At 48.3% G+C, this 24,229-nt stretch carries 21 protein-coding genes; 2 read left to right on the forward strand and 19 right to left on the reverse strand.

From position 1 onward, the window contains the following. Positions 1-6: 6 nt before the first annotated feature. Complete coding sequence (gene ychF, locus IDH44_RS11955) at positions 7-1,107, reverse strand: redox-regulated ATPase YchF (RefSeq protein WP_190917928.1); 1,101 nt, start codon at positions 1,105-1,107, stop codon at positions 7-9. A 580-nt stretch (positions 1,108-1,687) separates the two neighbouring features. Here ychF and IDH44_RS11960 point away from each other — a divergent pair. After that, positions 1,688-2,722: a transposase gene (locus IDH44_RS11960; RefSeq protein ID WP_190917930.1), complete on the forward strand. Its 1,035-nt coding sequence runs from the start codon at positions 1,688-1,690 to the stop codon at positions 2,720-2,722. Between the two features lie 578 nt (positions 2,723-3,300). Here IDH44_RS11960 and trxA read toward each other — a convergent pair. From trxA to IDH44_RS11975, 3 genes are all read right to left on the reverse strand, one after another. Continuing rightward, positions 3,301-3,612, reverse strand: a complete 312-nt coding sequence (gene trxA / locus IDH44_RS11965) for a thioredoxin (protein ID WP_190917932.1) — start codon at positions 3,610-3,612, stop codon at positions 3,301-3,303. 88 nt (positions 3,613-3,700) lie between these two features. Continuing rightward, a complete protein-coding gene (locus IDH44_RS11970; RefSeq protein WP_190917934.1) occupies positions 3,701-4,126 on the reverse strand; it encodes an RrF2 family transcriptional regulator in 426 nt (141 codons plus the stop codon). Positions 4,127-4,304: 178 nt separating this feature from the next. After that, positions 4,305-5,180: a DUF72 domain-containing protein gene (locus IDH44_RS11975; RefSeq protein ID WP_190917936.1), complete on the reverse strand. Its 876-nt coding sequence runs from the start codon at positions 5,178-5,180 to the stop codon at positions 4,305-4,307. Positions 5,181-5,302: 122 nt separating this feature from the next. Here IDH44_RS11975 and IDH44_RS11980 point away from each other — a divergent pair, with 122 nt between their 5' ends. Beyond that, the gene (locus IDH44_RS11980) at positions 5,303-5,575 is read left to right on the forward strand and encodes a hypothetical protein (RefSeq protein WP_190917938.1); all 273 of its coding nucleotides are present in this window, start codon (positions 5,303-5,305) and stop codon (positions 5,573-5,575) included. 124 nt (positions 5,576-5,699) lie between these two features. Here IDH44_RS11980 and IDH44_RS11985 read toward each other — a convergent pair whose 3' ends face one another. From IDH44_RS11985 to IDH44_RS12055, 15 genes are all read right to left on the reverse strand, one after another. After that, positions 5,700-6,758: a glycosyltransferase family 2 protein gene (locus IDH44_RS11985; RefSeq protein ID WP_223869607.1), complete on the reverse strand. Its 1,059-nt coding sequence runs from the start codon at positions 6,756-6,758 to the stop codon at positions 5,700-5,702. Next, on the reverse strand, positions 6,748-8,154 hold the full coding sequence (locus tag IDH44_RS11990; protein ID WP_190917940.1) for an undecaprenyl-phosphate glucose phosphotransferase: 1,407 nt from the start codon (positions 8,152-8,154) through the stop codon (positions 6,748-6,750). The genes IDH44_RS11985 and IDH44_RS11990 overlap by 11 nt, the downstream gene beginning before the upstream one ends. A 98-nt stretch (positions 8,155-8,252) precedes the next feature. Continuing rightward, entirely contained in the window at positions 8,253-9,191 is a 939-nt protein-coding gene (locus tag IDH44_RS11995; RefSeq protein ID WP_190917942.1) for a glycosyltransferase family 2 protein, read from the reverse strand. Further along, positions 9,188-10,066: a dTDP-4-dehydrorhamnose reductase gene (gene rfbD / locus IDH44_RS12000; RefSeq protein WP_190917995.1), complete on the reverse strand. Its 879-nt coding sequence runs from the start codon at positions 10,064-10,066 to the stop codon at positions 9,188-9,190. Before rfbD ends, IDH44_RS11995 begins: the two co-directional genes overlap by 4 nt. An 11-nt stretch (positions 10,067-10,077) precedes the next feature. Next, positions 10,078-11,130 (reverse strand): dTDP-glucose 4,6-dehydratase, encoded by a 1,053-nt coding sequence (rfbB, locus tag IDH44_RS12005; RefSeq protein WP_190917944.1) that lies wholly within the window; start codon positions 11,128-11,130, stop codon positions 10,078-10,080. A gap of 4 nt (positions 11,131-11,134) precedes the next feature. Then, on the reverse strand, positions 11,135-11,692 hold the full coding sequence (rfbC, locus tag IDH44_RS12010) for a dTDP-4-dehydrorhamnose 3,5-epimerase (RefSeq protein WP_190917946.1): 558 nt from the start codon (positions 11,690-11,692) through the stop codon (positions 11,135-11,137). Between the two features lie 39 nt (positions 11,693-11,731). Next, positions 11,732-12,469, reverse strand: a complete 738-nt coding sequence (locus tag IDH44_RS12015) for a sugar phosphate nucleotidyltransferase (protein ID WP_190917948.1) — start codon at positions 12,467-12,469, stop codon at positions 11,732-11,734. 100 nt (positions 12,470-12,569) lie between these two features. Next, positions 12,570-13,478 carry a glycosyltransferase family 2 protein gene (locus IDH44_RS12020; protein WP_190917949.1) on the reverse strand — a complete coding sequence of 303 codons (909 nt, stop codon included), beginning with the start codon at positions 13,476-13,478 and terminating at the stop codon, positions 12,570-12,572. A 41-nt stretch (positions 13,479-13,519) separates the two neighbouring features. Next, entirely contained in the window at positions 13,520-14,629 is a 1,110-nt protein-coding gene (locus IDH44_RS12025; protein WP_190917951.1) for a glycosyltransferase, read from the reverse strand. A gap of 1,034 nt (positions 14,630-15,663) precedes the next feature. Then, positions 15,664-16,518, reverse strand: a complete 855-nt coding sequence (locus IDH44_RS27165; protein WP_190917953.1) for a prolyl oligopeptidase family serine peptidase — start codon at positions 16,516-16,518, stop codon at positions 15,664-15,666. Between the two features lie 242 nt (positions 16,519-16,760). Next, the gene (locus IDH44_RS12035; protein ID WP_190917955.1) at positions 16,761-18,941 is read right to left on the reverse strand and encodes a glycosyltransferase family 2 protein; all 2,181 of its coding nucleotides are present in this window, start codon (positions 18,939-18,941) and stop codon (positions 16,761-16,763) included. 25 nt (positions 18,942-18,966) lie between these two features. Next, entirely contained in the window at positions 18,967-19,926 is a 960-nt protein-coding gene (locus IDH44_RS12040) for a methyltransferase domain-containing protein (protein ID WP_190917957.1), read from the reverse strand. After that, positions 19,916-21,805: a glycosyltransferase family 2 protein gene (locus tag IDH44_RS12045; protein ID WP_190917959.1), complete on the reverse strand. Its 1,890-nt coding sequence runs from the start codon at positions 21,803-21,805 to the stop codon at positions 19,916-19,918. The genes IDH44_RS12040 and IDH44_RS12045 overlap by 11 nt, the downstream gene beginning before the upstream one ends. Positions 21,806-21,842: 37 nt before the next feature. Next, a complete protein-coding gene (locus tag IDH44_RS12050) occupies positions 21,843-23,339 on the reverse strand; it encodes an ABC transporter ATP-binding protein (protein ID WP_223869608.1) in 1,497 nt (498 codons plus the stop codon). 20 nt (positions 23,340-23,359) lie between these two features. After that, entirely contained in the window at positions 23,360-24,136 is a 777-nt protein-coding gene (locus IDH44_RS12055) for an ABC transporter permease (protein WP_190917997.1), read from the reverse strand. Positions 24,137-24,229: the final 93 nt, after the last annotated feature.

The raw sequence follows: 24,229 nt of genomic DNA on the forward strand, positions 1-24,229 counted from the left end.
CATGTTTTACACATTGAAGCGGAAATGCATGACGTCGCCATCCTGCACGACGTATTCCTTGCCTTCCAGCCGCAGCTGGCCGCGCTCGCGCGCACCGTTCATCGAACCCGCGCTCACGAGGTCGCCGTAGGAGACCACCTCCGCCCGGATGAAGCCCCGCTCGAAATCGGTATGAATGACACCGGCCGCCTGCGGCGCCTTCATGCCCTTGCGAATCGTCCAGGCCCGCACCTCCTGCACGCCAGCCGTAAAGTACGTATATAGGCCGAGCAGCTTGTAGGCGGCGCGAATGAGCCGGTTAAGGCCAGACTCCTGGAGCCCCAACTCCTCGAGGAACATCGCCTTGTCTTCGCCCTCCAGCTCGGCAATCTCCGACTCCACGCGCGCGCTGATCGGCACGACCTCGGCATTCTCCGCCGCAGCGAACTCGCGCACAATCTGCACATACCGGTTACCGTCCAGGTCGGCCGCCTCCTGCTCGCTCACATTCGCGGCATACAGGATCGGCTTGATGGTCAGCAGATGCAGCTCGCGCAGGATCGCCCGCTCCTCATCGGTCAACTCCAGACTCCGGACCGGCTTGTCGTCGTAGAGGGCTTCCTTCACGCGCTCAAGCAGCTCGATCTCCTGGGCGTATTTTTTGTCGCCGCCCTTCATATTTTTGCGGCTGCGCTCGATGCGCCGTTCAACCGTGTCCAGATCGGCCAGCACGAGCTCCAGATTGATCGTTTGGATATCGCTGAGCGGATCGACGCCGCCGGAGACATGGGTAATATTCTCGTCCTCAAAACAGCGCACGACATGCACGATCGCATCGACCTCGCGGATATGCGCGAGGAATTTGTTGCCGAGTCCCTCGCCCTTGCTGGCGCCCTTGACGATTCCGGCAATATCAATGAATTCAAAGGCCGTCGGCACCGTTTTTTGCGGCACGACGAGCTCAGTCAGCTTATCCAGCCGTTCGTCCGGCACCTCCACGATCCCGACATTCGGGTCAATTGTGCAGAACGGATAATTGGCCGACTCCGCACCGGCCTGGGTAATGGCATTAAACAACGTCGATTTGCCGACATTCGGCAGACCGACGATTCCACAAGACAGAGGCATTGTTGTTCACAGCTCCTTATTTTCTCCTGATTCCCTTCCGCCATTATACCCATTATCCCGCTCTAGCCGCAATAAGCGTATATCCCTGCGCATGCTTCATGCTTGCTTCATGCATGCAGCATGCGTGCTTCGTGCATGTTTCGTGCATGTTTCGTGCATGTTTCATGCGTGCCTCGTGCATGCTTCTTTTGTGAGGCACGCTCTGTTCGGAGCTCTGTGCTATGTGCTTGTGTTCTGCGCTTGTGCTCCGTGCTTGTGTTCTGTGCTTGTGTTCTGTGCTTGTGTTCTGTGCTTGTGTTCTGCGCTTGTGCTCCGTGCATCAGCTCTGAGCTCTGAGCTTGCACCGGGCTGGCTTCAGGCGTGGCTCTTGCACTTGGAGTCAACCGCGTATGGCCCCCCCCCCCCCGCTTCCTTTGCAGCTATATCCCCTTCGCTCAGATTTCCAACAATTCGAATTCCCACGCTCAGATTCCCTTCGCTCAGATCCATACGGCATGACAAATATTTCTTTACATTTTCCCACTTTTTAATTACTATAAGAATAGAACGTTTGTTCCCATTTTTGAAAGGAGGCCGCACGATGGCAGTTGATTCTCCAGCACCTGCTTTTTCTTTATCGCATTTCGCCACACACATCGGAGGAGAGAGCGGGGCGACACGTTTGTTATTCGAGCGCAGATGGCCCGAAGGCTTTCGCTGCCCGGTATGCGAGCATGATCGCTGCTACTTCATCCCTGCTCCGGCTCGCGCGGACAGCGTACGCTCTGCCGGCCGCGGCCTCTATCAATGCAAGCGATGTCGGCATCAGACTTCGTTGACCGCAGGGACGGCCTTGGCCGGCAGCCGCACGCCGCTTGTCAAATGGCTCGCCGCCATCCACCTCCTGTCCTCCGAGCCCGGCGGTATCACGGCGACACATTTGCAGCAGGTGCTTTCGATTACTTATAAAACTGCCTGGCTAATGCTGCATAAAATTCGCCACGCCCTTTCGGCAGCGGATGCCCGCAAACTACTATCCGGTCCGGTGCAGGCCGGGTTGAGTTATTGCGAGGAAGCCGGTCATTTGGCGATGCGCCCGACTGAGCCGGGCCGTCCTGTCGTCGCAGCTATGGCTATGGATACACAAGGAACGCCGCTTCAATTGAAAATCAAACTTGTGGAACCCAGACATGTTCGTTGTCGCACGCTACTGCCACGCGGACGCAATGCCTTTCAAGATCAACATGTCGCTCCTGTTCCCGAATGCCCAAATTCTGATTCTACAAACTGTCACAATTCCTCATCTTTCAACCGATCTATCCCTGCATACTATTCCAACGTTTCATACGCTGCTTCAAAACTCTCGTTCCCTGCCGTTCAGCAAGCAGCCCCGGACGAAGTTGTCCAAGCCCGCCCTGCCTTTAGCAGCGGAGCCGAGCGCTTTTATTACGCCCGCCGATTGCCTGTCATGCAGTATATGGCAGAAGCCCGGCAATGGATGAGAGCAACATATGGCGGTCTAAAACGCCAGTATCTCCAAGCCTATTTAGATGAGTATTGTTTTCGTTTTAATCATTCCTGCGCCCCTGAGAACCATGCGTTCCGCTCTCTTTTGTCCATTTGCCTTAGCACATAGCGGGCGAGCAAGCCCAATACGCTTTAGAAGTTGGCAAGCGTTTCTTTGATTTGAGCGCATGTCCGTTTACTGAATCGCCACCAGTTGAGTGTCTTCGGACTTCCAGAAAAATCCTTCTTGGAAGCAGCTTATTTCCGCGCGCAATTCCCGCAGGCCCTTGTAGCCCTTCGTATATATTCCACATCCCCCATATATCCCGGCGAGCGAATACCTCCACATATCCCGGCGAGCGGGTTGCGGCAGCATGACGGGGTGCGGACGACCACATGCGTCAGCATGTGTCAACTTTTTCTGAGCCAAGGGGATACGGCTGCAAGGCTTCGATTCCCGATAACATAACGGCAATAAAAACCAAAAAGCGAGGCGCGCCGTGTGCAACGAATACCACGGAACCCACAGCACACAGCACACAGCACAGCATACGGCACAGCAAATTACCGCAACACATGCCAAATTGCATATATATCGATCGGCCCGCCAATAATGAACGGCGCAGAGCGTATCGCATAATGGCAAAAAGACCTTCCCTTCTTGCCTGGCGGCAAGGAAGAGAAGGCTTTTGTGATCGTCGTGTCCGATTATGCTTGGCTAAGAATTTTGCTTTTCAGCGCATCCTTGCTTTGCAGGCCGACCATTTTGTCAACAGGTTGGCCATCCTTGAACAGGATCAGCGTCGGGATGCTCATAACGCCGAATTTGGAAGCCAGTTCGGGCTCTTCGTCTACATTAACTTTAGCAATGACCGCTTGGCCTTCCATTTCTGCGGACAGCTCCTCAACAATCGGCAGCTGCATTTTGCAAGGTCCACACCATGGTGCCCAGAAATCAACGACCGATACGCCGGATTCGATGCTGCTCTCGAAATTGTCTTTTGTCAGTGCTACTGTCATGATTATCATCCTCTCAGTGAATCTTAAAGTTATGTTAAGGGGATAACCCGTCACATCGCGTTTGAAACGAATGCACGACCAAAGAGAACTAACAATCCTGGCATTCGTGGATCTGCGCCAGCACGTCGGCTATGGTGATCTGACCAAAGTACGCTTCCAGGTGCTTCTCGGCGGCTCCGAAAATGTTATGCATCACCTCTTGCATGTTGGAAGAGACGACACAGTCCATATCCGGGCTGCCCGAACACCAGCTCGGCGTCAGCGAGCCGCCGGCCATCACGCGGTAGATCGCCCCAAGCGAAACGGTCTGCGGAGCTGCAACCATCCGATAGCCGCCGCGTGTCCCTTCGCGCGTCTCTACAATGCCTGCGCGTCGAAGACAGCCCATGATCTTGCGTACCCGGGCCGCGTGCGTGCACACATTGTCAGCTATAGTCTCGCTGGAAGCCATCCGCTCCGGAAGATAGGCCAGAAACACCAGACTGTGGACGGCAATCGTAAATTCGCTGTTCATGTCAACGGCACCCCGCTTCTTACTGTAAGATTATCAGTTACAGTTTATTTTGTCAACATGAACATGACCCCTATCGTAAACCAAAGGGCTTGTATCCTGTTTATTTTGCGTGAAGACAGCGCTCGTTATGCGGCGCTTGGCAATCGAATATCCCGAAATCCCCGATCGCCGTCAGGCCTTAAAACAGCGACAGCTGCTCCGGAGGCTCCTCGTCCGGCGGATCGGGTTCGAAATGCTCGCGCGGCGGCTGGAGCTCCAGCATGCGCATGAGCTGAAGCGCATTGGCTGCGGCATCCCCGCCGGAGTTGTTGTTGAAGATGACGCAGAGACGCTCCGACTGACGCTCCAACCGTCGCAGACGCTCCGCCCAGTCCATGAGCTCCTCCTCGTCGTAGCGGTACAGATAGCGCACCTCGCGCCAGTTCGGCTGGCCGGACGAACGCCAGCCCCCGACATTGCGACCGTGAAAGCGCACCACGGTCAGCTCGTCATCGGTGACCTCCTCGACAATCGGGATGCTGCCGTCTCCGACCTGCGGCTCGTCGCAGACGCTATGTACCCAGCCTTCCTCCCGCAGGAAGGCGAGCGTTTTTTCGCGCAGGCCCGGCGCATACCAGCTGGCATGGCGGAACTCGATTGCACAACGAATACCGCGCATGCGGGCTTTGGCCGTGCGCAGCAGGGCTACATTGTCGCGCGTACAATCGAACCATGGCGGGTATTGGAACAAGGCAGCCTCCAGCTTGTCCGCTTCCAGCATCGGCTCCAGCGACGCACGAAACGCCTCATACATCGCCTCTTCATCCGCGAACGGAATGTCGCCTCGCGCATGTCCGGTCATGCCTTGGTACGCCTTGACCAAAAAGCGAAACGGCGGCGGCGTCTCCTCTACCCATTTGCGCATGTTGCGCTCCGGCTGCACCGCGTAGAACGAGCTGTCCAGCTCTACCGCGGGGAACCACTGGGCATAGCTCGGCAGCTTGGCTGCGGCCAGACGCTTATTCGGATACAGCAGATCGTGGTCGCCCCATCCCGACAGGCCCAATGCAATCACTAGCGCTCCCTCCCCTACGGTCATGTTGCAGGCATGAACGTGCCTGTCCTTCGCATACAGTCATTATAGCGGCAGTAACCGCTGATTGGCCAATTCTTGTAAAGGTGGTGCATCGTTACGCTATGGAAGTGCTATGGGTGATTCTCGTCGTCCTCGTCGTTGCTGCCATTATCGCCGGCTCCATCGCGGCGCGCGGGCGCTGGCAGACCGTCCGGTCCGAGAGCCGATCGCGCACGGACGTCATCGACCGGCTGCAGGCGTACCTGAAGTCGCAGGGGGTGAAGTCCAAAGTCGCCACCGGCGTCGCGGAAACGCAGCTGCTCCAAGTGCTCAAAAAGGATGTCGAGCAGGCCAAGCAGTTGATTCAAAACTATGAAAATGAATTGAAAGTGTAACGGCGCCGGCATTCATCCGGGTTCCGTCAAAAAAAGCCGAAGGTCCCGAATAACGGGCCTTTCGGCTTTTTTGGCGTCCGTCCCAACGCGCCGTCGACCACTCGAGGAGCGAGCGAATGATTGATCATTCGCGCATCGAGACGCCGCCGGGCTCGGCGCGGGCCGGCTGGCGCTGAAGCTTGTCCCAGATGCGGCGATGCATGCTCATGCGCGCGCACCAGGCGCGCGGCAGACGCGTGTAGCGCTTGCCGAGCTGGTAGCCAAGCCACTTGGCCGCCGATTCACCGATCAGGCGCGGCATCCAGTGCCAACGGCGCTCCCGGCGCAGCTGCTGCAGCTGCGCCCGGACGAGTCGTCCGCCCTCCTTGCCAACCTTGGCATACGGATAGATCCAGGCGTTGCTGCGCATCGACACGCCATTGTCGAAGAAGCGCCGGAAGTGCTGCGTCAGCGTGTACCCGTGCGAATGATACACCTGCGCCTCGGCGGCATAATGAATCGCATACCCGTCCAGCACTGCTGTCGCGGCCAGGAACAGGTCCTCGTTGAAAATGACCGGCGCCGCAAAACCGCCCAGCGCGTGGAAGCGGTGGCGCCGGACGGCGGCGCAGACGTTGGAGCAGAAAAATGTCTTGAGCCCGAGCCGCGGCAGATCGTCAGCGCGCTTGCGCTGCGGCTGCGCCGGATAATTAAAGGCGCGCGCCATCCGCTCCAGCGGGTCCGCGTCCGCATAGGGCAGCTGGCGCGCGTAAGCGCAGGCCACGTCCGCTTCCACGAGCGGCGCGATCAAATGTGCGATCAGGTGCTCGTCCGCCGGCATCGCATCCTGCGTCATGAACAGCAGCACGTCGCCCTCGGCGCGTGCGGCCGCCATATTGCGCGTGCCGCCATGGTCGAATTCGGCTTGCGGCAGCTCCAGCACGATCGCGCCGGCACGCCGCGCGATGGCGGCCGTGTCGTCGCGCGAGGTGGAATCGACGACGATAATCTCCTGCGGCGCGTGCGTCTGGCGCTGCAAGCGCGTGAGCAGCTCGCCGAAGCGCGGGCCCGCGTTATACGTCGGGATGATGACCGATACGGTCGGCGTCGGCACCAGCATGGCCGTATGTGGCGGCAGTGTGGCATCAGCTTCATGGCGCAATCGGGACGGCGTCTGCGGCAATTGGCCTGTGTCAGTAGGCATTTTTGTTCACGAAGCCTTTCACAATCGTCCGCAGGATAATCTTGAGATCGAAGAAGAAGCTCCAATTCTCCAGATAGAACAGGTCGTGCCCGATCCGGTCGGCGATCGAGGTGTCCCCGCGCAAGCCGTTGGTCTGCGCCCAGCCGGTGATGCCCGGCCGGATGTGGTGCTTGACCATGTAGCGCGGAATCTCTTCCTTGAATTGCTCGACGAAGTACGGCCGCTCCGGCCGCGGTCCGACGACGCTCATATGGCCGAGCAGCACGTTGAAGAACTGCGGCAGCTCGTCGATGCTCGTGCTGCGCAGGAAGGTCCCGAAGCGCGTGCGGCGCGGGTCGTCCTTGACCGTCCAGCGCGTATCCGCCGTCGCCTCGTCGGAGAGGCGCATCGAGCGGAACTTGAACATCATGAAGGTACGCCGGTTCAGCCCCATGCGCTCCTGCCGGAAGACGACCGGTCCCGGCGAGGTCAGCTTGATGCCGATCACCGCCAGCAGCATGACCGGCGAGGTCACGACGATCGCAGCCAGCGAGAACACGATGTCAAAGGCGCGCTTGAGCACGCGGTTATTCAACTCGTCGAGCGGGATGTCGCGCACGTTGATGAGCGGAATGCCCGCAAAATTGTCGAAGAACGGCCGCGCCGGCAGCAAATCGAAATAATCCGGAATGATGAGCGTCTTGGCCCCGGCCTTCTCGCACAGCGCGATGATGCGGGCGAACTTGCTGTGCGCCTCGAGCGGCAGGGCGATGATGACCTCGTCGATCATGGCCTTGGCGAGCAGTTGCTCCAGATCGGACAGCTGGCCGCGAATCGGGCTCATATGGGCGGCCTCGGCGTCGTGCTGCCGGCGATGATCGTCGAGGAAGCCGTACACCTCGTATCCCAGCTCCGGCTGCTGCTGGAGCCCTTCGTAAAAGCTGCGCCCCACCGTACCTGCGCCGAGGATGAGCACGTACTTCTTGTTGTAGCCCTTGCGGCGCAGACGCGCAAGCGACAGCTTCACGACGTAGCGATACAGGACCAGCGAGAACATATTCAGGCCGAAGAAGATCAGCAGGAACTCCCGCGAGATGTGAACCTCCTTGGCCGCGTACAGCATGCTGAGCAGACCGAGGAAGCTGAGTACCTGCACCTGGACGATCTTGACGATATCGCCGGAAAAGCTCTTGCGGCGCCGCGGCGCGTAAAAACTGACATAAAAGCCGATCAGCACGGCGGCGAAAGCATAAATTGTGCCCCAGAGCAGGTAGCTCTTGAACGGCAGCGTGTGGGACGATGGCAGCCAGCCGCTATAGAACTTGAGCCAATAGGCCACAAAAAAGACGGCCAACATACAGCCCAGATCGGATATTATGTATAATTGCGTCAAAAAGCGCTGATTCTGCCGAAGCATCGGTCTCCTCCTCTCCCCGCCTCAGAGACGTAGCCAATCTATCATATGCCTCCTATTGTAACAAAAAAAGTCTAATGAACCAACCCGGTTCGCTAGACTTATTGTCGAAACGGCGCGGCGGCGCGCTTCAAAATGGCGCGGCGCTTGCGCAGCATGCGCGGCAGCAGCCGCAGGATGACCGGCCAGCACGCCAGCAAGCCGGGCTCGCGCAGCAAGATATAGCCGAGCTTGGCCAACTCGGCCGCGGCGAGCAGCGGCAGGCGCCACAGCCAGTGCCAGCCGAGTCGCTCGTTTTTGATCAAGACGAAGAAGCGGTTCTGATAGGAATGCCGCCGCACGAACAGCGGCATCGCCCGCCGGCCGCCCTTCTTCCAGCCGCGGTGGTGCCAGGCTCGCGCAGCCGGCACATAGCGCGCCGTCCAGCCGGCGTGACGGGCCCGCCAGGCGGCATCGACATCCTCCTTGTACGCGAAGAAGTCCTCGTCGAAAAATTGCCTCTCCTCCGCGATCGCCTCGATCATCGCGCGCTTGTACACCGCCGCGGCGCCGGACACGCCAAAGACGTCCAGCGGCGCCTGCCACTGCGAGGCCGGCTCGCCCGCGCCCAGGTCGTACGCCTGCCGGGTCGCGCGCAGCCCCAGCCCGGCGCTGTCCATGCGCTGCGGGTCCGCGCCGGCCAGCAATTGGCCGCAGGCGCTGCCTGCGCGAGGCTGCCGCTCCAGCTCGGCGATCGTCTCGCGCAGGTAGTGCTCGTGCAGGCGCACGTCCGGATTCAGAACGAGCACGTAGGGCGTATCGGTCTGGGCGATCGCTTGATTCTGCCCGCCGGCAAAGCCGTTATTCACCCGATTGCGCAGCAGCGTCAGGCGCGGACCGAGGTCCAGCGCTGCGATGCGCGCGCACGTGTCGTCGCAGGAGGCATTGTCAACGATGACAATTCGTCTCACAGGCGAGGACTGCCGCAGCACCGCGTGCAGGCAGTCCTCAATGTCGTCGGCGCTATTGTAGGTGACGATGCATACGCTCGCTTCGCTCATGAGGAGGGCGCCCCCTCATCGGATGATCCCGGCTCGCCCAGCTCGCCGAGATACGCCGCCAGAGCCTCGCGCCACGGCCGCAGCGGCGTGAGGCCACTGCCGCGAAGCGCCAGATCGCCCAGCACGGAGTACGACGGCCGCGGCGCCGGTCGCGGGAACTCCGCCGTGGTGCAGGGCAGCGCCCGCGTGCGGCTGCCGCTCAGCTCGAAGATCGCCGCGGCGAATTCGTGCCAGCTGCAGCTCCCGGCATTGGATGCGTGGTAGATGCCGTACTGCTCCGTCTGCACGAGCTCGAGCAGGAACACCGCCAGATCGCGCGTGTACGTCGGACAGCCGATCTGGTCGCGCACGACCTGCACCTCGTCCTTGGTCTGCGCGAGCTGCAGCATCGTGTTGACAAAGTTGGCGCCGTGCCGCCCGTACACCCAGGACGTGCGCACGACGAAGCAGCGCGGATGCAGCGTCAGCGCGAGGCGCTCGCCGGCCAGCTTGGTCCGTCCGTAGACGGTCTGCGGATTCGTCCCCGCATACTCGTCGTATGGCACGCTGCCGCTGCCGTCGAATACATAGTCTGTGCTGACATAGCACAGCTTGGCCCCATGCTCGCGCGCCGCCAGCGCGAGATGGCGCGTCCCCGCCGCATTGACGCGCCAGGCCGCCTCGGGCTCCGCCTCGGCCCGATCGACAGCGGTATACGCCGCGCAGTGCAGCACCGCATCGGGGCGATGATGCGCGAGTACGCGGCGGCATGCCTCGAGCTCCGTGACGTCCAGCTCCGCGCGCGTCAGCGCCACCACCTCGATGCCGGGCTGCTCGGGCAGCAGCGCCAGCTCGCGGCCGAGCTGGCCGCCGGCGCCGGTGACGAGCACACTCAGGCCCGCGCGGCTCACGCGCCGCCTCCCGGCGTGTCCGACGCGCCCGGTGCGGGCGGCGTTCCCGGCGACGCAGACGGCTGCTGCGGCACGCGATAGGCACCGGACCGCACGCGCGCCATCCACTCGCGATTGTCCAGGTACCAGCGGATCGTCGCGCGGATGCCGCTCTCATAGTCGTGCTGCGGCTGCCAGCCGAGCTCGGCGCGGATTTTGTCCGCATCAATCGCGTAGCGCCGGTCGTGGCCAAGCCGGTCCTGGACGTGGTCGATCAGCGACTCCGGCTTGCCCAGCTCCTGCAGGATCGTACGGACGACCTGCAGGTTGTTGCGCTCGTTGCGCCCGCCGACATTGTACACCTCGCCCGGATGCCCGCCGTGCAGCACGAGATCGATCGCGCGGCAGTGATCCTCGACATACAGCCAATCGCGCACATTGAGCCCGTCGCCGTACACCGGCAGCGGCTGATCCTGGAGCGCACGCTCGATCATGAGCGGGATCAGCTTTTCCGGGAACTGGTACGGGCCGTAATTGTTGGAGCAGCGGGTGATGTTGACCGGGAGGCCGTACGTCTCGTGATAGGCCCGCACGAGCAGATCGGCCCCGGCCTTGCTCGCCGAGTACGGACTGTTGGGCGCGAGCGGCGTCTGCTCCGTGAAGAGGCCGGTGGCGCCCAGTGTACCGTATACCTCGTCGGTCGACACCTGGACGTAGCGCTGCAGCTGCGCTTCCCGCGCCAGCTCCAGCAGCACCTGCGTGCCCAGCACATTGGTGCGGACGAACAGATCCGGCTGCAGGATGCTGCGATCCACATGCGACTCCGCGGCGAAGTTCACCACCGCGTCCAGCCCCTCGTCAAAAAGCGAAGCGAGCGCCGCCCGATCCGTAATATCCGCATGCACGAAGCGATACTGCGGCAGCGACTCGACCGCGCGCAGATTGTCCAGATTGCCCGCATACGTGAGGGCATCCACATTGATCAGCTCATAGCCCGGATACGTCTTCAACAGGTGCAGCACGAAGTTGCTGCCGATAAACCCGGCTCCGCCGGTCACGAGTATCTTCATGCGCTCACCCTCCGTAATCGAAATTCGCTTCGGCGTCGGCCAGCACCGGATGCCGCCGGTCCTTGTCGGACAGGATCGGCGCCGAGACCGGCCAATCGATGCCCAGCGCCGGGTCGTCCCAGGCGATGCCGCGGTCGTGCTCCGGCGAATAGAGCGCGTCCACCTTGTACTGCACCTCGCATCCGGGCGCCAGCGTGCAGAAGCCATGGGCAAAGCCCTGCGGCACGAGCAGCTGCCGGTGATTGGCGCTGCTCAGGATGAAGCCCTGCCACTGGCCGTAGGTCGGCGAGCCCCGGCGCAGATCGACGGCCACGTCGTAGATCGCGCCCATTGTGCAGCGCACGAGCTTGGTCTGCGCCTTGGGCGCGAGCTGGTAATGCAGCCCGCGCAGCACGCCGGCCTCGGCAGACAGCGAGTGATTGTCCTGTACGAACACATGGCGGATGCCGTGCGACAGGTAGGTCATCTGATTGTAGCTCTCCATGAAAAAGCCGCGCGCATCGCCATGCACGGCCGGTTCAATCAGCTTCAGATCAGGAAGCGAGGTAGCATGGACCTTCATTCTTCTGGCCTCCCTTGACTTGCAATTGGTTGCGGGGGCCTACCCCTCCTTCTCCATAGCGGGCAGCACGATCTCCTGCGCGAGCGCGTGGGCGCGAGTGAGCGAGGCATGCGTGCCCGCATCCGTCCACCAGCCCTGGAGGATGTCGTACGTCAGCTTGCCTTGGCGGAGGTAGGCGTTGTTGACATCCGTGATCTCCAGCTCGCCGCGCGCCGAGGGCGCCAGCGTGCGGATGATGTCGTAGACCGTCCGATCATACATGTATATGCCGGTCACCGCATAATTACTCTTGGGCAAGCGCGGCTTTTCCTCAATAGAGATGATCCGGTCCCCGCTCAGCTCCGGCACACCGTAGCGCTGCGGGTCCGGCACCTGCTGGATGAGCAGCTTGGCGCCCTCGCCCTGACGCCGGAAATGGTCGACATACGGCACGATGCTGTCGGCAAACACATTGTCCCCGAGAAGAACCACCAGCGGGTCGTCTCCCGTGAAGCCCTCCGCCAACCCCAGCGCCTGGGCGATGCCGCCGGCCTGATCCTGCACCTTGTAGGTGAAGCTCACCCCGAATGCCGCCCCGCTGCCGAGCAGACTCACCACATCGCCCATATGCTCCTTTCCGGTGACGATCAGGATGTCCGCGATCTCCGCCTGCCGCAGCTTGGCGATCGCATGATAGATCATCGGATACCGCCCCACCGGCAGCAAATGCTTGTTCGTCACTTTTGTCAGAGGATACAGGCGCGAGCCTGTGCCTCCGGCTAGGATTATGCCTTTCACGGTGTGTGGCCTCCATGTTCTGTATTCACTGTACTCATTCTAGCAAAATGAACTCTTGGATGCACGCACGCTTCGAACAAATAACCGGCGTAAAGAACTGCTAGTTCTTTAGACGCCGGTAGAGGGAGTTGTAAAATCGGCTTCCAAGCAAGCTTGCTCCAATCGAGGCCGCGGTTTTTATGGAATAGGGATAATTTTTAATAGAGTGCAAAAGTTGTTTTCTGCCCTTGCGGATTTCTCCTAATAGGCATAAATTATGCCCATATGAGAACTGCAAACGTCCCATCTGTTTTTTGCCGGCCGCTTGAAACAAAGCTTTATGCTTTTTTAGAACAAGAGCATAGGCATCGACCAATTTGGATTGACTTGCAGATATGCTTTGTTCGGTGTAATGCACATGAACCAGCGGTTCATCCACAAGCAGAAAAGGATGCTTTTGCGAAAGACGAAGGCATAGCTCCCAATCTTGAAAACGCGGCATATTCTCGTCAAAGCCTCCCACTTCCTCAAGTGCCGCTTTCGAAACCAATATGGTTTGGGTCGAGATAAAATTGCCCAGCAGCAGCTCTTCGTGAATCATGCCGGATTTATTGATAATCGCCTTAGCCGGAATATATTCTCTTTGCTCTCCTCGGAAACGGTAGAAACCAGTGTATACCACTGTCTTTTTATCAAAAACAGCATTTTGGAGCGCTTGAACCTGCTTTTCCAGCTTTGTAGGCAGCCACTCGTCATCACTGTCTTGGAAAGCAATCCATTCTGATTTAGCGGCTAATATTCCGGTGTTTCGTGCGGCTGGCGCCCCCATGGTCGCAGCATGTGCAATAAGACGAATCCGCGGATCATCAAAGGATTCCACAATTGAGCGCGTCCCATCTTTAGAAGCGTCGTCTACAATAATTAACTCAAAATGGGGATATGTTTGGTTTAAAATACTCGCAAGTGCATTTTTCACAGTGTGGACGCGATTGTAGACCGGCATCACGACTGTGAGGAACTGTTCTCCCAAAGCCTTTCACCTACTTCATCTAAATGCAAAAAAGGGACTCGTCAGTCTGCTCTAACCAAGTCCCACATCGTTTGAAATTTCTTCTCCCAGTCTGCTTCTTTGGCCAGAGCCAATCGTTGATCTTTGTAATGGTCCCCCCATGCGAGAGCACGTTCGCACGCTTCGACAAAACGTACTGCATCATTCTCTGTATGCTCATAAATACCCTCCTCACAGTAATGCAAGGTGGAAGGGAGTCCGCATCCTACTACGGGGAGTCCTGCAGCTAAGTATTCAAAGAATTTAAGCGGGAAGACACCTTTATTGTATTCATTATCCAAATAAGGGAGAATACCTAAATCAAATTCACTTAAATACCGAGGAACTTCTGAAACATCTACTTCATCCATTTTTATTACATTTGGCTGGGACAATAATGATTTATAAGTATCTATTTCTTCTCCATATATCTTTCCAATTAAGGAAATTTTCCAATCAGGCCTCAACTTTGAAATAACCAACAAAAGATTGTAATTTAATTTCCATGACTTAAGACCTCCTATAAAACCGAGAGTCACTCCCTTGTTATTGTTTAATTCTGAGTTCACTAATTTTTTTTGAAAAAATTTATAGTTTACACCATTTTCAATAAGTATAGCTTCTTTCTGATGTTTTTTAATTATTTTTTTAAGTTTTAAGGAAGATGCAAAGCAAATATCCGCCCCACTAATTATATTTTCCTGCGTTTTCTTAATTAAATGACGCTTTAGACAATCCAGTCCTGTATTTGACTTCTCAGATTCTACCCAGAAGTCACTGCAGTCATAAATCACCTTATCCCACATAGTTGCATTTAACAAAGAATCATAAATCGGGTATGTGTACCATAAGTAATTTCTACTATTTTTTTCATAATGATCCAAAATACCTCTTACAGCCTTTTTTTGAAAAATATATTTCAATATATTTTTAGGATAAGTTGCCGTAAGTAAGAAGCTTTTTTTGTTATCTATTATATTCAATTCACCTATTTTAAATCCTATTTCCTTTGTTGAGACAATAATTACTTTTGAAGTATTTTCTAAATTTTGTATGAATTGAACCAGACGGTCTCTTCTGTAAAAAATATTTTCATTGTTTTTTCCTGGAGTTATTACAAAATGTGTGTTCAAATAATCACCTCACTGTTGAAATCCTAATTGTTCGGTCAATTTATGGAAATATTTAAATAAATTATTGAATTTTCATTTTCATTCGCACACATGCGTAGCGTTCCCCAAAAATGCTGCCTGGTTTAAGGTACACTGATGACTATGTTTGCACCATAACGCTTCCTGAAACACACAAAAAGAGACGAAGACATTCTTGAATACCTGAAAGCCTTGCCATAGAACCTTCATTCCAGGGGTACCGTTACGCCTACGCCTCCTTTACAAAAAGCCACCGAATTTAGACAAGGGCAAGACCTAAAGGGTAAGTCGCCCAGCAGGAAAGGTTTGGGGGTATTCGCTTGGACAACTCAGAGTGGCGATCCAACGTCGTCATGGTCCTTATCATACTCTTTACCAAACGCTATTCCCGGAGCACACATCTGGATGAAATAAGGATCATCCAAATTAGGATCAAGGTGTATTCCTGCATTATCTAGTAAATAGCTACTCCCATCAAAGTGGATTATGCCTTGCTTGGTTAGCTGTGCTGTCCGCATCCAATTTTCAGAATTCTCGTGGGCAAGCATAGACATTGACGACTGTGGACAAGCATTCCTGTTTAACCGAGAGAGCTAGATGGTGAACTATAGATAATTCGGTTCGTGGACGTGACGATTAAAGCCCATCGAAGAGATTCAGTAGAAATTCAATCTCAGTACTACAAGTGATTGCATCGGCACGTAAAGAATGAAGAAGCCGTCTTTGCACTTATTATTATTGATCTACAAGCGACAGTGATGTTGTAAAAGCGCCAGACATAGATCAATTCACACGATTCGGTCAATCGATAGCTTAGTAAATGCCAGAGCAGGTCTAGCCATTGTCAAATTGAAAAAGCCCTGACGTAAGGCAGCTTAGAAATTCCAGCATGGCTATGCTTTTGTAGATACAAGATGAACGCCATCCTTAGTGGGCATACAACAAAAATGTAATATATTAGCGTTGTGGAGGTCTGAAATAATCCAAAAAATTTAGTTTGTTAAGAAATGAGTATCTCAAGTGTTTATAACATAATTCATAATTTCTTTAAAGACTTCAGGAGTTTCGGCCCTTTTATGACCTTCCGGGTGTTCAAATAAAATCTTAAAAATATTATTCTCTTTCCCCGACTCAAGTTTTAAGTCCATTTTTTTACAAAATGGTTTAAAATGGTTGTTGTAATGGTGTTTATCGAGTTTGTTTTGTGCATAAATGATTCTCTGACTAATCAGTTCTTTGGAATGTTCTAAAATAGAAAATCTGTTATAGTAGTATTTCTTAATATCGTCTATATTAAAACCATCAAAAAGTTCATTTAAAAAGTCGTTCACCTTATTTTGATAGTAACGGGTCAAGTCAATCTGAGGATTTATGGCAACTGTTAGTGCAGCAGGAAAGTTTTTTGAAATAAAAAGAGAAGCAAATCCACCACCAGATGAGCCATAGAACACAATGTCTTCCTCATTAACACGAGTGATTTGTGCGACTTTCCTTACAAGCATGGTAATCTTCTCTGTAAAGGAAATTTGTTTTGTGCCAATGTACCAAGCTAGTCCAACATTTTTGCAAAGGTTTAGACTAGGATCGGATATATAAATACAATGACCTGGAAAATGTGAAGCCCACGACCAGCGTTGAAATACTGGGGGAGTATATTTATTTCGGTCAAAATCGCCATTGAAAAATACAAAGAGACGCTTTTCTTCACCAGGACTAAATAAAAAATCATATTTGATTCGATCTATTTCAAAGCTATACAACCCTTTTTCAAGAAATTTATAATCCCTATTGGTATTAAAGGTGAATTTAGGTATATTAACAAGATTTTTTGAATCTGTCTTAGTGTTTTTATTCAAATCTTTTTTTTCCACTAACACCATCTCCGTTAATTTAGTGTTATAAAAACATTTTACACCACGCACCATATTGAAAAAAAACCGTTAACCCATTTGTACTAGATGTTTCTTTAATCAGTTATTATTTACTAAGAACTAAACAGCATGTTAGCTATCAAATTAGTACACTATTGAAAAGAAATAAAGTTTTTATTTGATAAAGCCACTAAATTAAATAAGTCAACTGCCAAACAAAGCGCTCAATATAGCGATATTTATCATAGGTAACCGATTTTTTTAGTGTGCTCGAACAAATATTGATAATCCCATTCTTCCATAAGTAAATTTATCTCTGTTCCTGCAACTCCCTCACTTATTGAGTCCTTTTCTTCAGGAAGCCAAGTTGTAACATCAATGCATTGAAAATAGAAATCTAAATGTTTTTTCATAATTTCTATTTTTTCAATAACATCTTTTCTCGTGTTTTTAATTGTTACCAACACTTCTTTCGATTTCACACTAGGAACATACTTCTGGTAATCAATTAAAACTCTGGAATCAAAAATAATTATTTTATCACTAGTAACCTTTTCTCCGTAAACAACTTTTTGTATATTTTGTCCATCTATAATGCTTCGAATTTCATCATACATTTTGTACGTGGGGTTAATTTCATATAGGGACATTTGAATAATTCCAGTTTTCAGATTGTTGTCTATTGAAAGTTTAATTAATTCAAGCAATTCCCGCTCATTTCCAGTTAGTTTCCTAAAGTCAGAAATAATTATGACATCAAATTTTCTTAACTCATTTTCACTTTTTATTCTATTAGGCAACATCGGTTCTGGAACAGGGAACGGGCGCTCATTACCGTTCCTTTCATAAAATAAAGAAGTTGCATTTTGATGATAAAATGACTGACTTTCAAAATATTCTTGACGCGCTCCCATTAAAAAGCCATGATATCCAAAGGCAGAGTTTCCTGTTAAGGATGTACTAGACTGTCTTTGAAAAGAAAGAGGACCTGTAGAAAGATCCGCCACAGAGTTTTTTCCAAATATTTTCCGAACTCTTCTAATATATTCAGAGTCAGCACCGAAACGCACCTCATCAAGATAGCCCACTTTATTTAGTACAGGTTTTTTTCTAAACATAAATGATGAGATATTTGTAAAAACAAGCCTCAAGTTCCCCCTTCTATAAAATTCCATATCTGAAGTCGCTCTAACTTGTTGTGAAGTGTTCCCCATAACATTTGGATTATTAATTAGATGAAGAACTTGAAATTCAATTTTTTGCGCATGGGACCAATCATCAGAATCATTACAAGTTATGAATTCACCTTCGGAAATTTCAATTCCCATATTTCTACAAACATAAGGACCAGCATTTTGTTCGTTTTGCAAAATTTTAATTCGATGATCTTTCACAGCTAGTTTCTTAACAAGTTCAAGAGAATTATCATTGCTACAATCATCCACAATTATAAGTTCCAAATTAGACCATGATTGATTTAAAATTGATTTAATTGCTGTTTCTACAGTATGTTCTGCATTATAAACTGGCATAATAACGCTAACTTTGGGCTGAATGTTATCTTTAACAGTATTAAATTCTTCACAGTATAATCTATCATATGGTTTTAAAGAGGAATTTGAACAAATAAAAATATCATTAATGCCATAATTCTGAAGACCTTTATTTATCCAATTAAGCTTATCGCTTAGTTTGTTTTCAGTATTACTAATTGCAAGATAATAATCTATGTGACCCGGCTTATTGACAAATTTCATTAATATTTCTTTTCCTTTTTCTATTTCCCCAAGTAGGATATAGCATTCTGCTTCTAAAATACATACTCTATCAATTTCAATTCCTTTTGGATTTTCTTTTACTATACTTAACATTTCTAAACATTTTTTTGCATTTTCATTTGTTCTCATATTAGCATACCACAAGGCTAAAACCCAAGCTGCTATATTTTTTTGAGTATTCAATTGTGTATCATTTTTTAAAATTATATTGTTTAGCTCTTCCAGCGCCCTCTCAGTAAAACCCAAATTAAACAGCTTTTGTTTTATTCTCTCAACTCTTTGCAGATCTTTCTTTAAAGCTACAGATTCATTTATAAATTTTTCGCTTTGCACAGAATGATTTACTTTTCTGAAACCCTTTTTGTAAACTGAACCTAAGTATCTCAAAAATCTAGTATATCTCCAAGTTCTACTTCTTTCGATTTCCGAATACTTCCTCTTGTGTTTTTCTTTCAATCTTTTATTGTGATTATTTTTTCGGATTTGAACTTTCAAGTTTTTACTTAGTTTTAAATATTCAGTCTCTAATGCCGCCTGCTCTCTTAAAGCTTCTTCTAATAATTTCGTATTTTGTTCAATTTCAAAATTTTTTCTTTGGAAATTTTCTATCACACTTTCTGATGTTGCTTTAAAAACTTTGCTCATGGTTACACCTCGTTTATCTGAATTATTATTTCAATCTATCTTTAATATCTCTTAACACTTTAGTCATCCTCCAGGTATTACTATTCTCTATTTCATAACTAATTTTTTCGTAATGACTCAATTTTCGCTCTATCTTTTTCCCTTTATTTATTTCATCATGTATTTTCCGTTTCATGTTATCGATATTTCGTTTCAAAAATTCATTTCGATTTCTTGAAATTTCCAAAAAATATTTTATAGTTGAAATTACATTGTCTAAGTTATCTGCACTATCTTCAACACACCTTCTTGTATAATCCAATTGTTCTCTAACATCTTCTAACTGACTTCTCAAAATACCAGTCGTATCTTTTTCTTCATCAATTAATTTTCTCAATGAATTTATATTAAATCTTTCATTAGAATAGGCCCTCTTCCTAGAAGTGTAAAATCCGATTCTTCTTTTTTCAGGGTAGAAATAACAAATTATTCTTTGATTTTTATTATTTTCCGAAACGTATAATGGTTCATCAACAATGACGTAATATGTTGGTTTTCTCCCAAACCAATTCACAATTTTTTCAAGATCAACCGGGTCGTGCAAATGTTCTTTACAAGAATTTTCTTTCCATTTATAGGGCAAGGAAACTAGTACACGATCTGAAGTTTCTAATAATTTGTGTGCGAATCTGGTTGGGTCCGGAACATGTTCTAAAACTTGAAGACATGTTAAAAAGTCATATTTAGTTTGAGGTTTAAAGTCAAAGAAATCAGCCTTTATTCCCAAAACATTGTCAGAGCTATATGGTTTCTCAATGTCTAATGAATTTCTTGTGGGAATCCAATCAAATTCCTCTATAAGAGGAGTCTCATTTGACCCAACATCAATAAGACTTTTTGAATCATGTGCAAGGCCCCTTACAAGGATTCGCACGTATTCATAATAAATTAAATTAATTCTTTCATCCCAATATGATGATTCATTATTTTGATGTTTAATCGCCATTTTCTACCTCCTTATTCTTCTTGAATTTTTCCAATGATAAAGTTGTAATTTTATTATAATTGAGAAAATACCTAGAATTTTCGTATACTTGATTTTCTATTACTGCGCTTCCCCTCTCAAGTATGTATACTTCATCTGAATAAACTTTTGGCACATAACGTTGTCTATGTTGCAATAAATCAGAACCTAGTATATATAAACTTTCACAGAAAACTTTCTGTCCATACACTAGAAATTCGCATTCACTATTATTAAGGCAGTTTCTAATTTGTTCATTTATAAAAGTAGTAGGGTTAAAATCATATTTATAATATTGGATCAACCCAATTCTACATGAATCACCTGAAGATAACATCGCTATTAAATCAAAAATATCTCTATCAAAAACCCTAAAATCAAATATTAGTATTTTTTCCAGTTTAACTACTGAGTTTCCCTTTTCAAGTAAAGGACGTGGAACCTTAAAAGGCCTTTTGCGCATAGGATACTCATAATATAATTTTTTCACCGGAGCTGTTTTATGAAAATAAATCTGACTTTCAAAATATTCTTTTCTTGCTCCCATAAAGAAACCATGATAACCGAATGCTTCATTACCAGTCAATGAACTACTTGATTGACGTTGAAAAGACAATGGCCCACTTTCAAGATTTAGCACAGAATCCTTCCCAAATACTACCTTAATTCTCCTTATAAACTCAGAATCCGCTGCAAACCTAACAGAATCTAAATACCCTAATTTTTCCATAACGATCTTTCTTCTAAACATTAATGAAGATACATTAGGAATCAGAAGACGAAAATTACCTCTTCTATAAAAACATAAATCTGAGGTAGCCCTAATTTGTTGAGAAGTATTTGCTATTATTCCTGGGTTTAACAGAAAATTAGTTATTTGAGTTTCTATTTTTTGAGGATGTGACCAGTCATCAGAATCATTACAAGTGATAAAGTCGCCTGTAGCAACTTTAATCCCTTCGTTTCTAGCAACATATGCTCCACTGTTTTTATTTGTTGTTATTGTTTTTATTCTTTTATCAATAAGTTTAATTTTTTTCAGTTTAGTAGAAGTATTATCAATGCTACAGTCATCAACAACAATTATCTCTATATTACTCCATGTTTGATTTATTAATGAAATCAATGCTGTTTCAATAGTATCCTCAGCGTTATAAACCGGGACAATAATTGAGACTTTAAACTTTTTAGATCGTTCTAAATCTACTTTTTCATTCACAATATCTGACTTGATGCAATCATAAGGCGGTTTTCCAGAAAATGCATCGATTGAAATAGGTAATAGATTCTTAACTGCTAACCCTTTATTGATCCAAAATATTTTTTGCTCAATCTCGTCTTCGAAATTTGCCCTCATAAAAAACAAATCGAGCAATTTCAATTTTGGAAGTATACTATCAAGCAACTGTTTACCCTTCATAGTTTCTTTTAAAAGCAAATAATTTTCTGTTTCTATCAATATATCTTCTATGTGCAATATATCTTCTTTGTGATATTTATATTGTTTCATGTTTGATAAATAATATAGTGATTTTATTGCTGAATCTGGATTTCGTTGATTTGCATACCACAATGCTAATTCTCTTCTAGCTAAATACTTTTCCTTGGCGCTTTTCGTTTCTTCAATTATCTTTTCCAACTCTGCTTGAGCAGACATTTCAAGCCCTAACTCTCTTAATTTTAGTTTAATAGCGCTAAGCCTTGGTTCAACAGAAGATTGAACCAATAATTCTTTTAATATAACTTGGAATCTCATCGGTAATACCTTTTTAATCTTCTGTTTCCAATCATCATTTAAAACATTATTTGTTTTACTCAGTAGCATTGTCGACAATTTTCTTTCTATTCTTTTTTTTTTCAATTCAAAAATCACCTCGCCCAAATGAGTTGTAGAACCATCAACTCTTAATGTCTTTTGAAAATTTATCCTTATAAAAATTAATAGCATCCCTAGGAGACCCGTCAAATAGAACTTTTCCTGCCCCCAAACAAATGGCTTTACTACAAATTTTTTCAACAAACCCCATGCTATGCGTTACAATTATAACCGCTTTCGACCTATCAATCATTTCCTGTATTCTAATACTTGCCTTTTGATTAAAGGCCATATCTCCCGTCGACAGGGCTTCGTCGATAACAAATATGTCCGGTTCAAGAACGGCCGCTATGCTAAACCCAAGTCTGGCTTTCATACCACTTGAATATTGTTTAACCGGTTTATCTATTACCTTCTCAAGCTCGGAAAAAGATACAATTTCTGAATATTTTTCATCTATTTCTTTTTTTGAAATCCCCAATAACATGCCATTAAGATATATATTATCCGCTCCAGTTAATTGCTGACTGAACCCTGCGCCAAACCCTAATAGCGCTGTCGTTCTTCCCTTTACGATTAACTCGCCTTGATCGGGTACGAGTATATTCGTTAACGCTTTGCAAAGTGTGCTTTTTCCGGCTCCATTATGACCAATAACACCGACTACTTCTCCCTCTTTTATTTTAAAGCTGACATTTTCCAATGCTTGGAACATTTTCCCCTTGACTTTGTACCTAACACCTACGGATTTGGCCTCTACAATTAAGTTGTCTCGCTTCATAATCTCTGTCTGTTTAAACTCAATTTTATTATTCTTTTTCACCGCTTTTTTTTGCGGAACTGAAGCTTTATACATTTCAGCAACCTTGTTTGGGGCACCTACGGCTTTAATGACACCTTTGTCCAGCCATATTAAGCGATCACAGTTTCGTTCAGCATACCCTATACTGTGAGTCACCATAATAACCATTTTGGCTTTTTTCACTAGCTCCTTCATCTTCTCCGCGGCCTTAGTACTGAAAGCAAGATCACCAGTATTCAATGCCTCATCCAGGACAAGAATTTCTGGTTCCATTAATGCGACAATGCTGAAACCTAGTCGAGCCTTCATTCCGCTCGAGTAGTGTTTCACAGAACGATCCATAAACTCGCCGATCCCTGAAAATTTATGAATGTCGTTTATATACTGTTGGATTTTTTTCTTTTTAATTCCGAGTATCATTCCGCTCATATATACATTTTCGCGTCCTGTTAATTCTTTATTAAACCCGAGTCCTAATGAAAAAAGCGCGGTCACCTCGCCTTTCACTTGCAACTGCCCTTCCTCAGGCGTAAGGATACCACTAATTAATTTGCAAAGCGTTGTTTTTCCAGAACCATTTGATCCGATAATCCCCAATATTTCACCCTTGTATCCAGTGAAATCGATGTTTTTTATCGGCCAAATCACATTTTTATTTGAATTCCCCTTTTTCCGAAAAAGAGAGTGATAGATATAAGATTTATAATCGTCTGTGCGGTACCCGGAGATGTAAGAAACTCCGAGATTTTTAGCGCTTATTACAGCCTCCGTATCCATCCACAATTCCTCCATATATATCAAAGTGCTTTTATAATTTTGTGTTCATTCTTACTATAAAACAGCAACAGGCAAATAATTAATAGTAAAGATGCTATACCAGTTACGGTCAAATTTATAAGATTTGGCATTTGATGATACATAAATATATTACGATAACTCGTCACAATGTGAGCAAAAGGATTTATATTCACAATCCATTGATACTGTTCTGGCAACCTTCCACCCTCCCAAATGACAGGAGAAGCATAGAACCATAGCCGAATAAAGTGCGACAAAATATTATCGATGTCGCGTACAAAAACGCAAATGTATGCCAGAAATAATGAAATGGAAATTAAAAACAATAATTGAACAAGCATAATAAAAGGCAAATAAACAATATGCCATGAAGGCATAATGCCAAAGAAGGCCAAGAAAATCGCAATTACCGCAAGCCCAAAAACAAAATTAATTAATTGGGCAAAGGTTCGTGTCATTGGAAAGATTGCTTTCGGTAAGTAAACTTGATTAATGATGGAAGTATAGCTTGTAATCGCCTTGGACGAACTGTTAACTGCCGAGCTGGTCCAACGCCATGCGACCAAACCAATTACCAGAAAAACGCCGTAGTTCTCTCCTCCCCTGCCCAAAATCACGACAACTAAGAAGTAATAAATCAATGCTCCGAGCAAAGGATCCAACAGCCACCAAAAATACCCAAGGTAACTATTTCGATGCTCCGCTTTTAATCCCGACTTCACTAGATATATCAATAAGTCTTTCCGTTTTAAAATTTCGCTTAAATAATTACGCAATGTGATCCACACCATTTCTATTCGGATATCCACTCCACCAGACAAGAGAAAATGCCATGATGCCTCCTTGACAGAACAGCAGGAGATCGATCA

This window comes from Paenibacillus sabuli (assembly GCF_014705605.1).
GTDB classification, from domain to species: domain Bacteria; phylum Bacillota; class Bacilli; order Paenibacillales; family Paenibacillaceae; genus Paenibacillus_D; species Paenibacillus_D sabuli.

Bases quoted from the DNA above. Each gene is read 5' to 3' on its own strand.
- ychF (WP_190917928.1), bottom strand. From the start codon at position 1,107: ATGCCTCTGTCTTGTGGAATCGTCGGTCTGCCGAATGTCGGCAAATCG.
- IDH44_RS11960 (WP_190917930.1), top strand. From the start codon at position 1,688: ATGGCAGTTGATTCTCCAGCACCTGCTTTTTCTTTATCGCATTTCGCC.
- trxA (WP_190917932.1), bottom strand. From the start codon at position 3,612: ATGACAGTAGCACTGACAAAAGACAATTTCGAGAGCAGCATCGAATCC.
- IDH44_RS11970 (WP_190917934.1), bottom strand. From the start codon at position 4,126: ATGAACAGCGAATTTACGATTGCCGTCCACAGTCTGGTGTTTCTGGCC.
- IDH44_RS11980 (WP_190917938.1), top strand. From the start codon at position 5,303: ATGGAAGTGCTATGGGTGATTCTCGTCGTCCTCGTCGTTGCTGCCATT.
- IDH44_RS11985 (WP_223869607.1), bottom strand. From the start codon at position 6,758: ATGCCTACTGACACAGGCCAATTGCCGCAGACGCCGTCCCGATTGCGC.
- IDH44_RS11990 (WP_190917940.1), bottom strand. From the start codon at position 8,154: ATGCTTCGGCAGAATCAGCGCTTTTTGACGCAATTATACATAATATCC.
- IDH44_RS11995 (WP_190917942.1), bottom strand. From the start codon at position 9,191: ATGAGCGAAGCGAGCGTATGCATCGTCACCTACAATAGCGCCGACGAC.
- rfbB (WP_190917944.1), bottom strand. From the start codon at position 11,130: ATGAAGATACTCGTGACCGGCGGAGCCGGGTTTATCGGCAGCAACTTC.
- rfbC (WP_190917946.1), bottom strand. From the start codon at position 11,692: ATGAAGGTCCATGCTACCTCGCTTCCTGATCTGAAGCTGATTGAACCG.
- IDH44_RS12035 (WP_190917955.1), bottom strand. From the start codon at position 18,941: ATGAGCAAAGTTTTTAAAGCAACATCAGAAAGTGTGATAGAAAATTTC.
- IDH44_RS12040 (WP_190917957.1), bottom strand. From the start codon at position 19,926: ATGGCGATTAAACATCAAAATAATGAATCATCATATTGGGATGAAAGA.
- IDH44_RS12050 (WP_223869608.1), bottom strand. From the start codon at position 23,339: ATGGATACGGAGGCTGTAATAAGCGCTAAAAATCTCGGAGTTTCTTAC.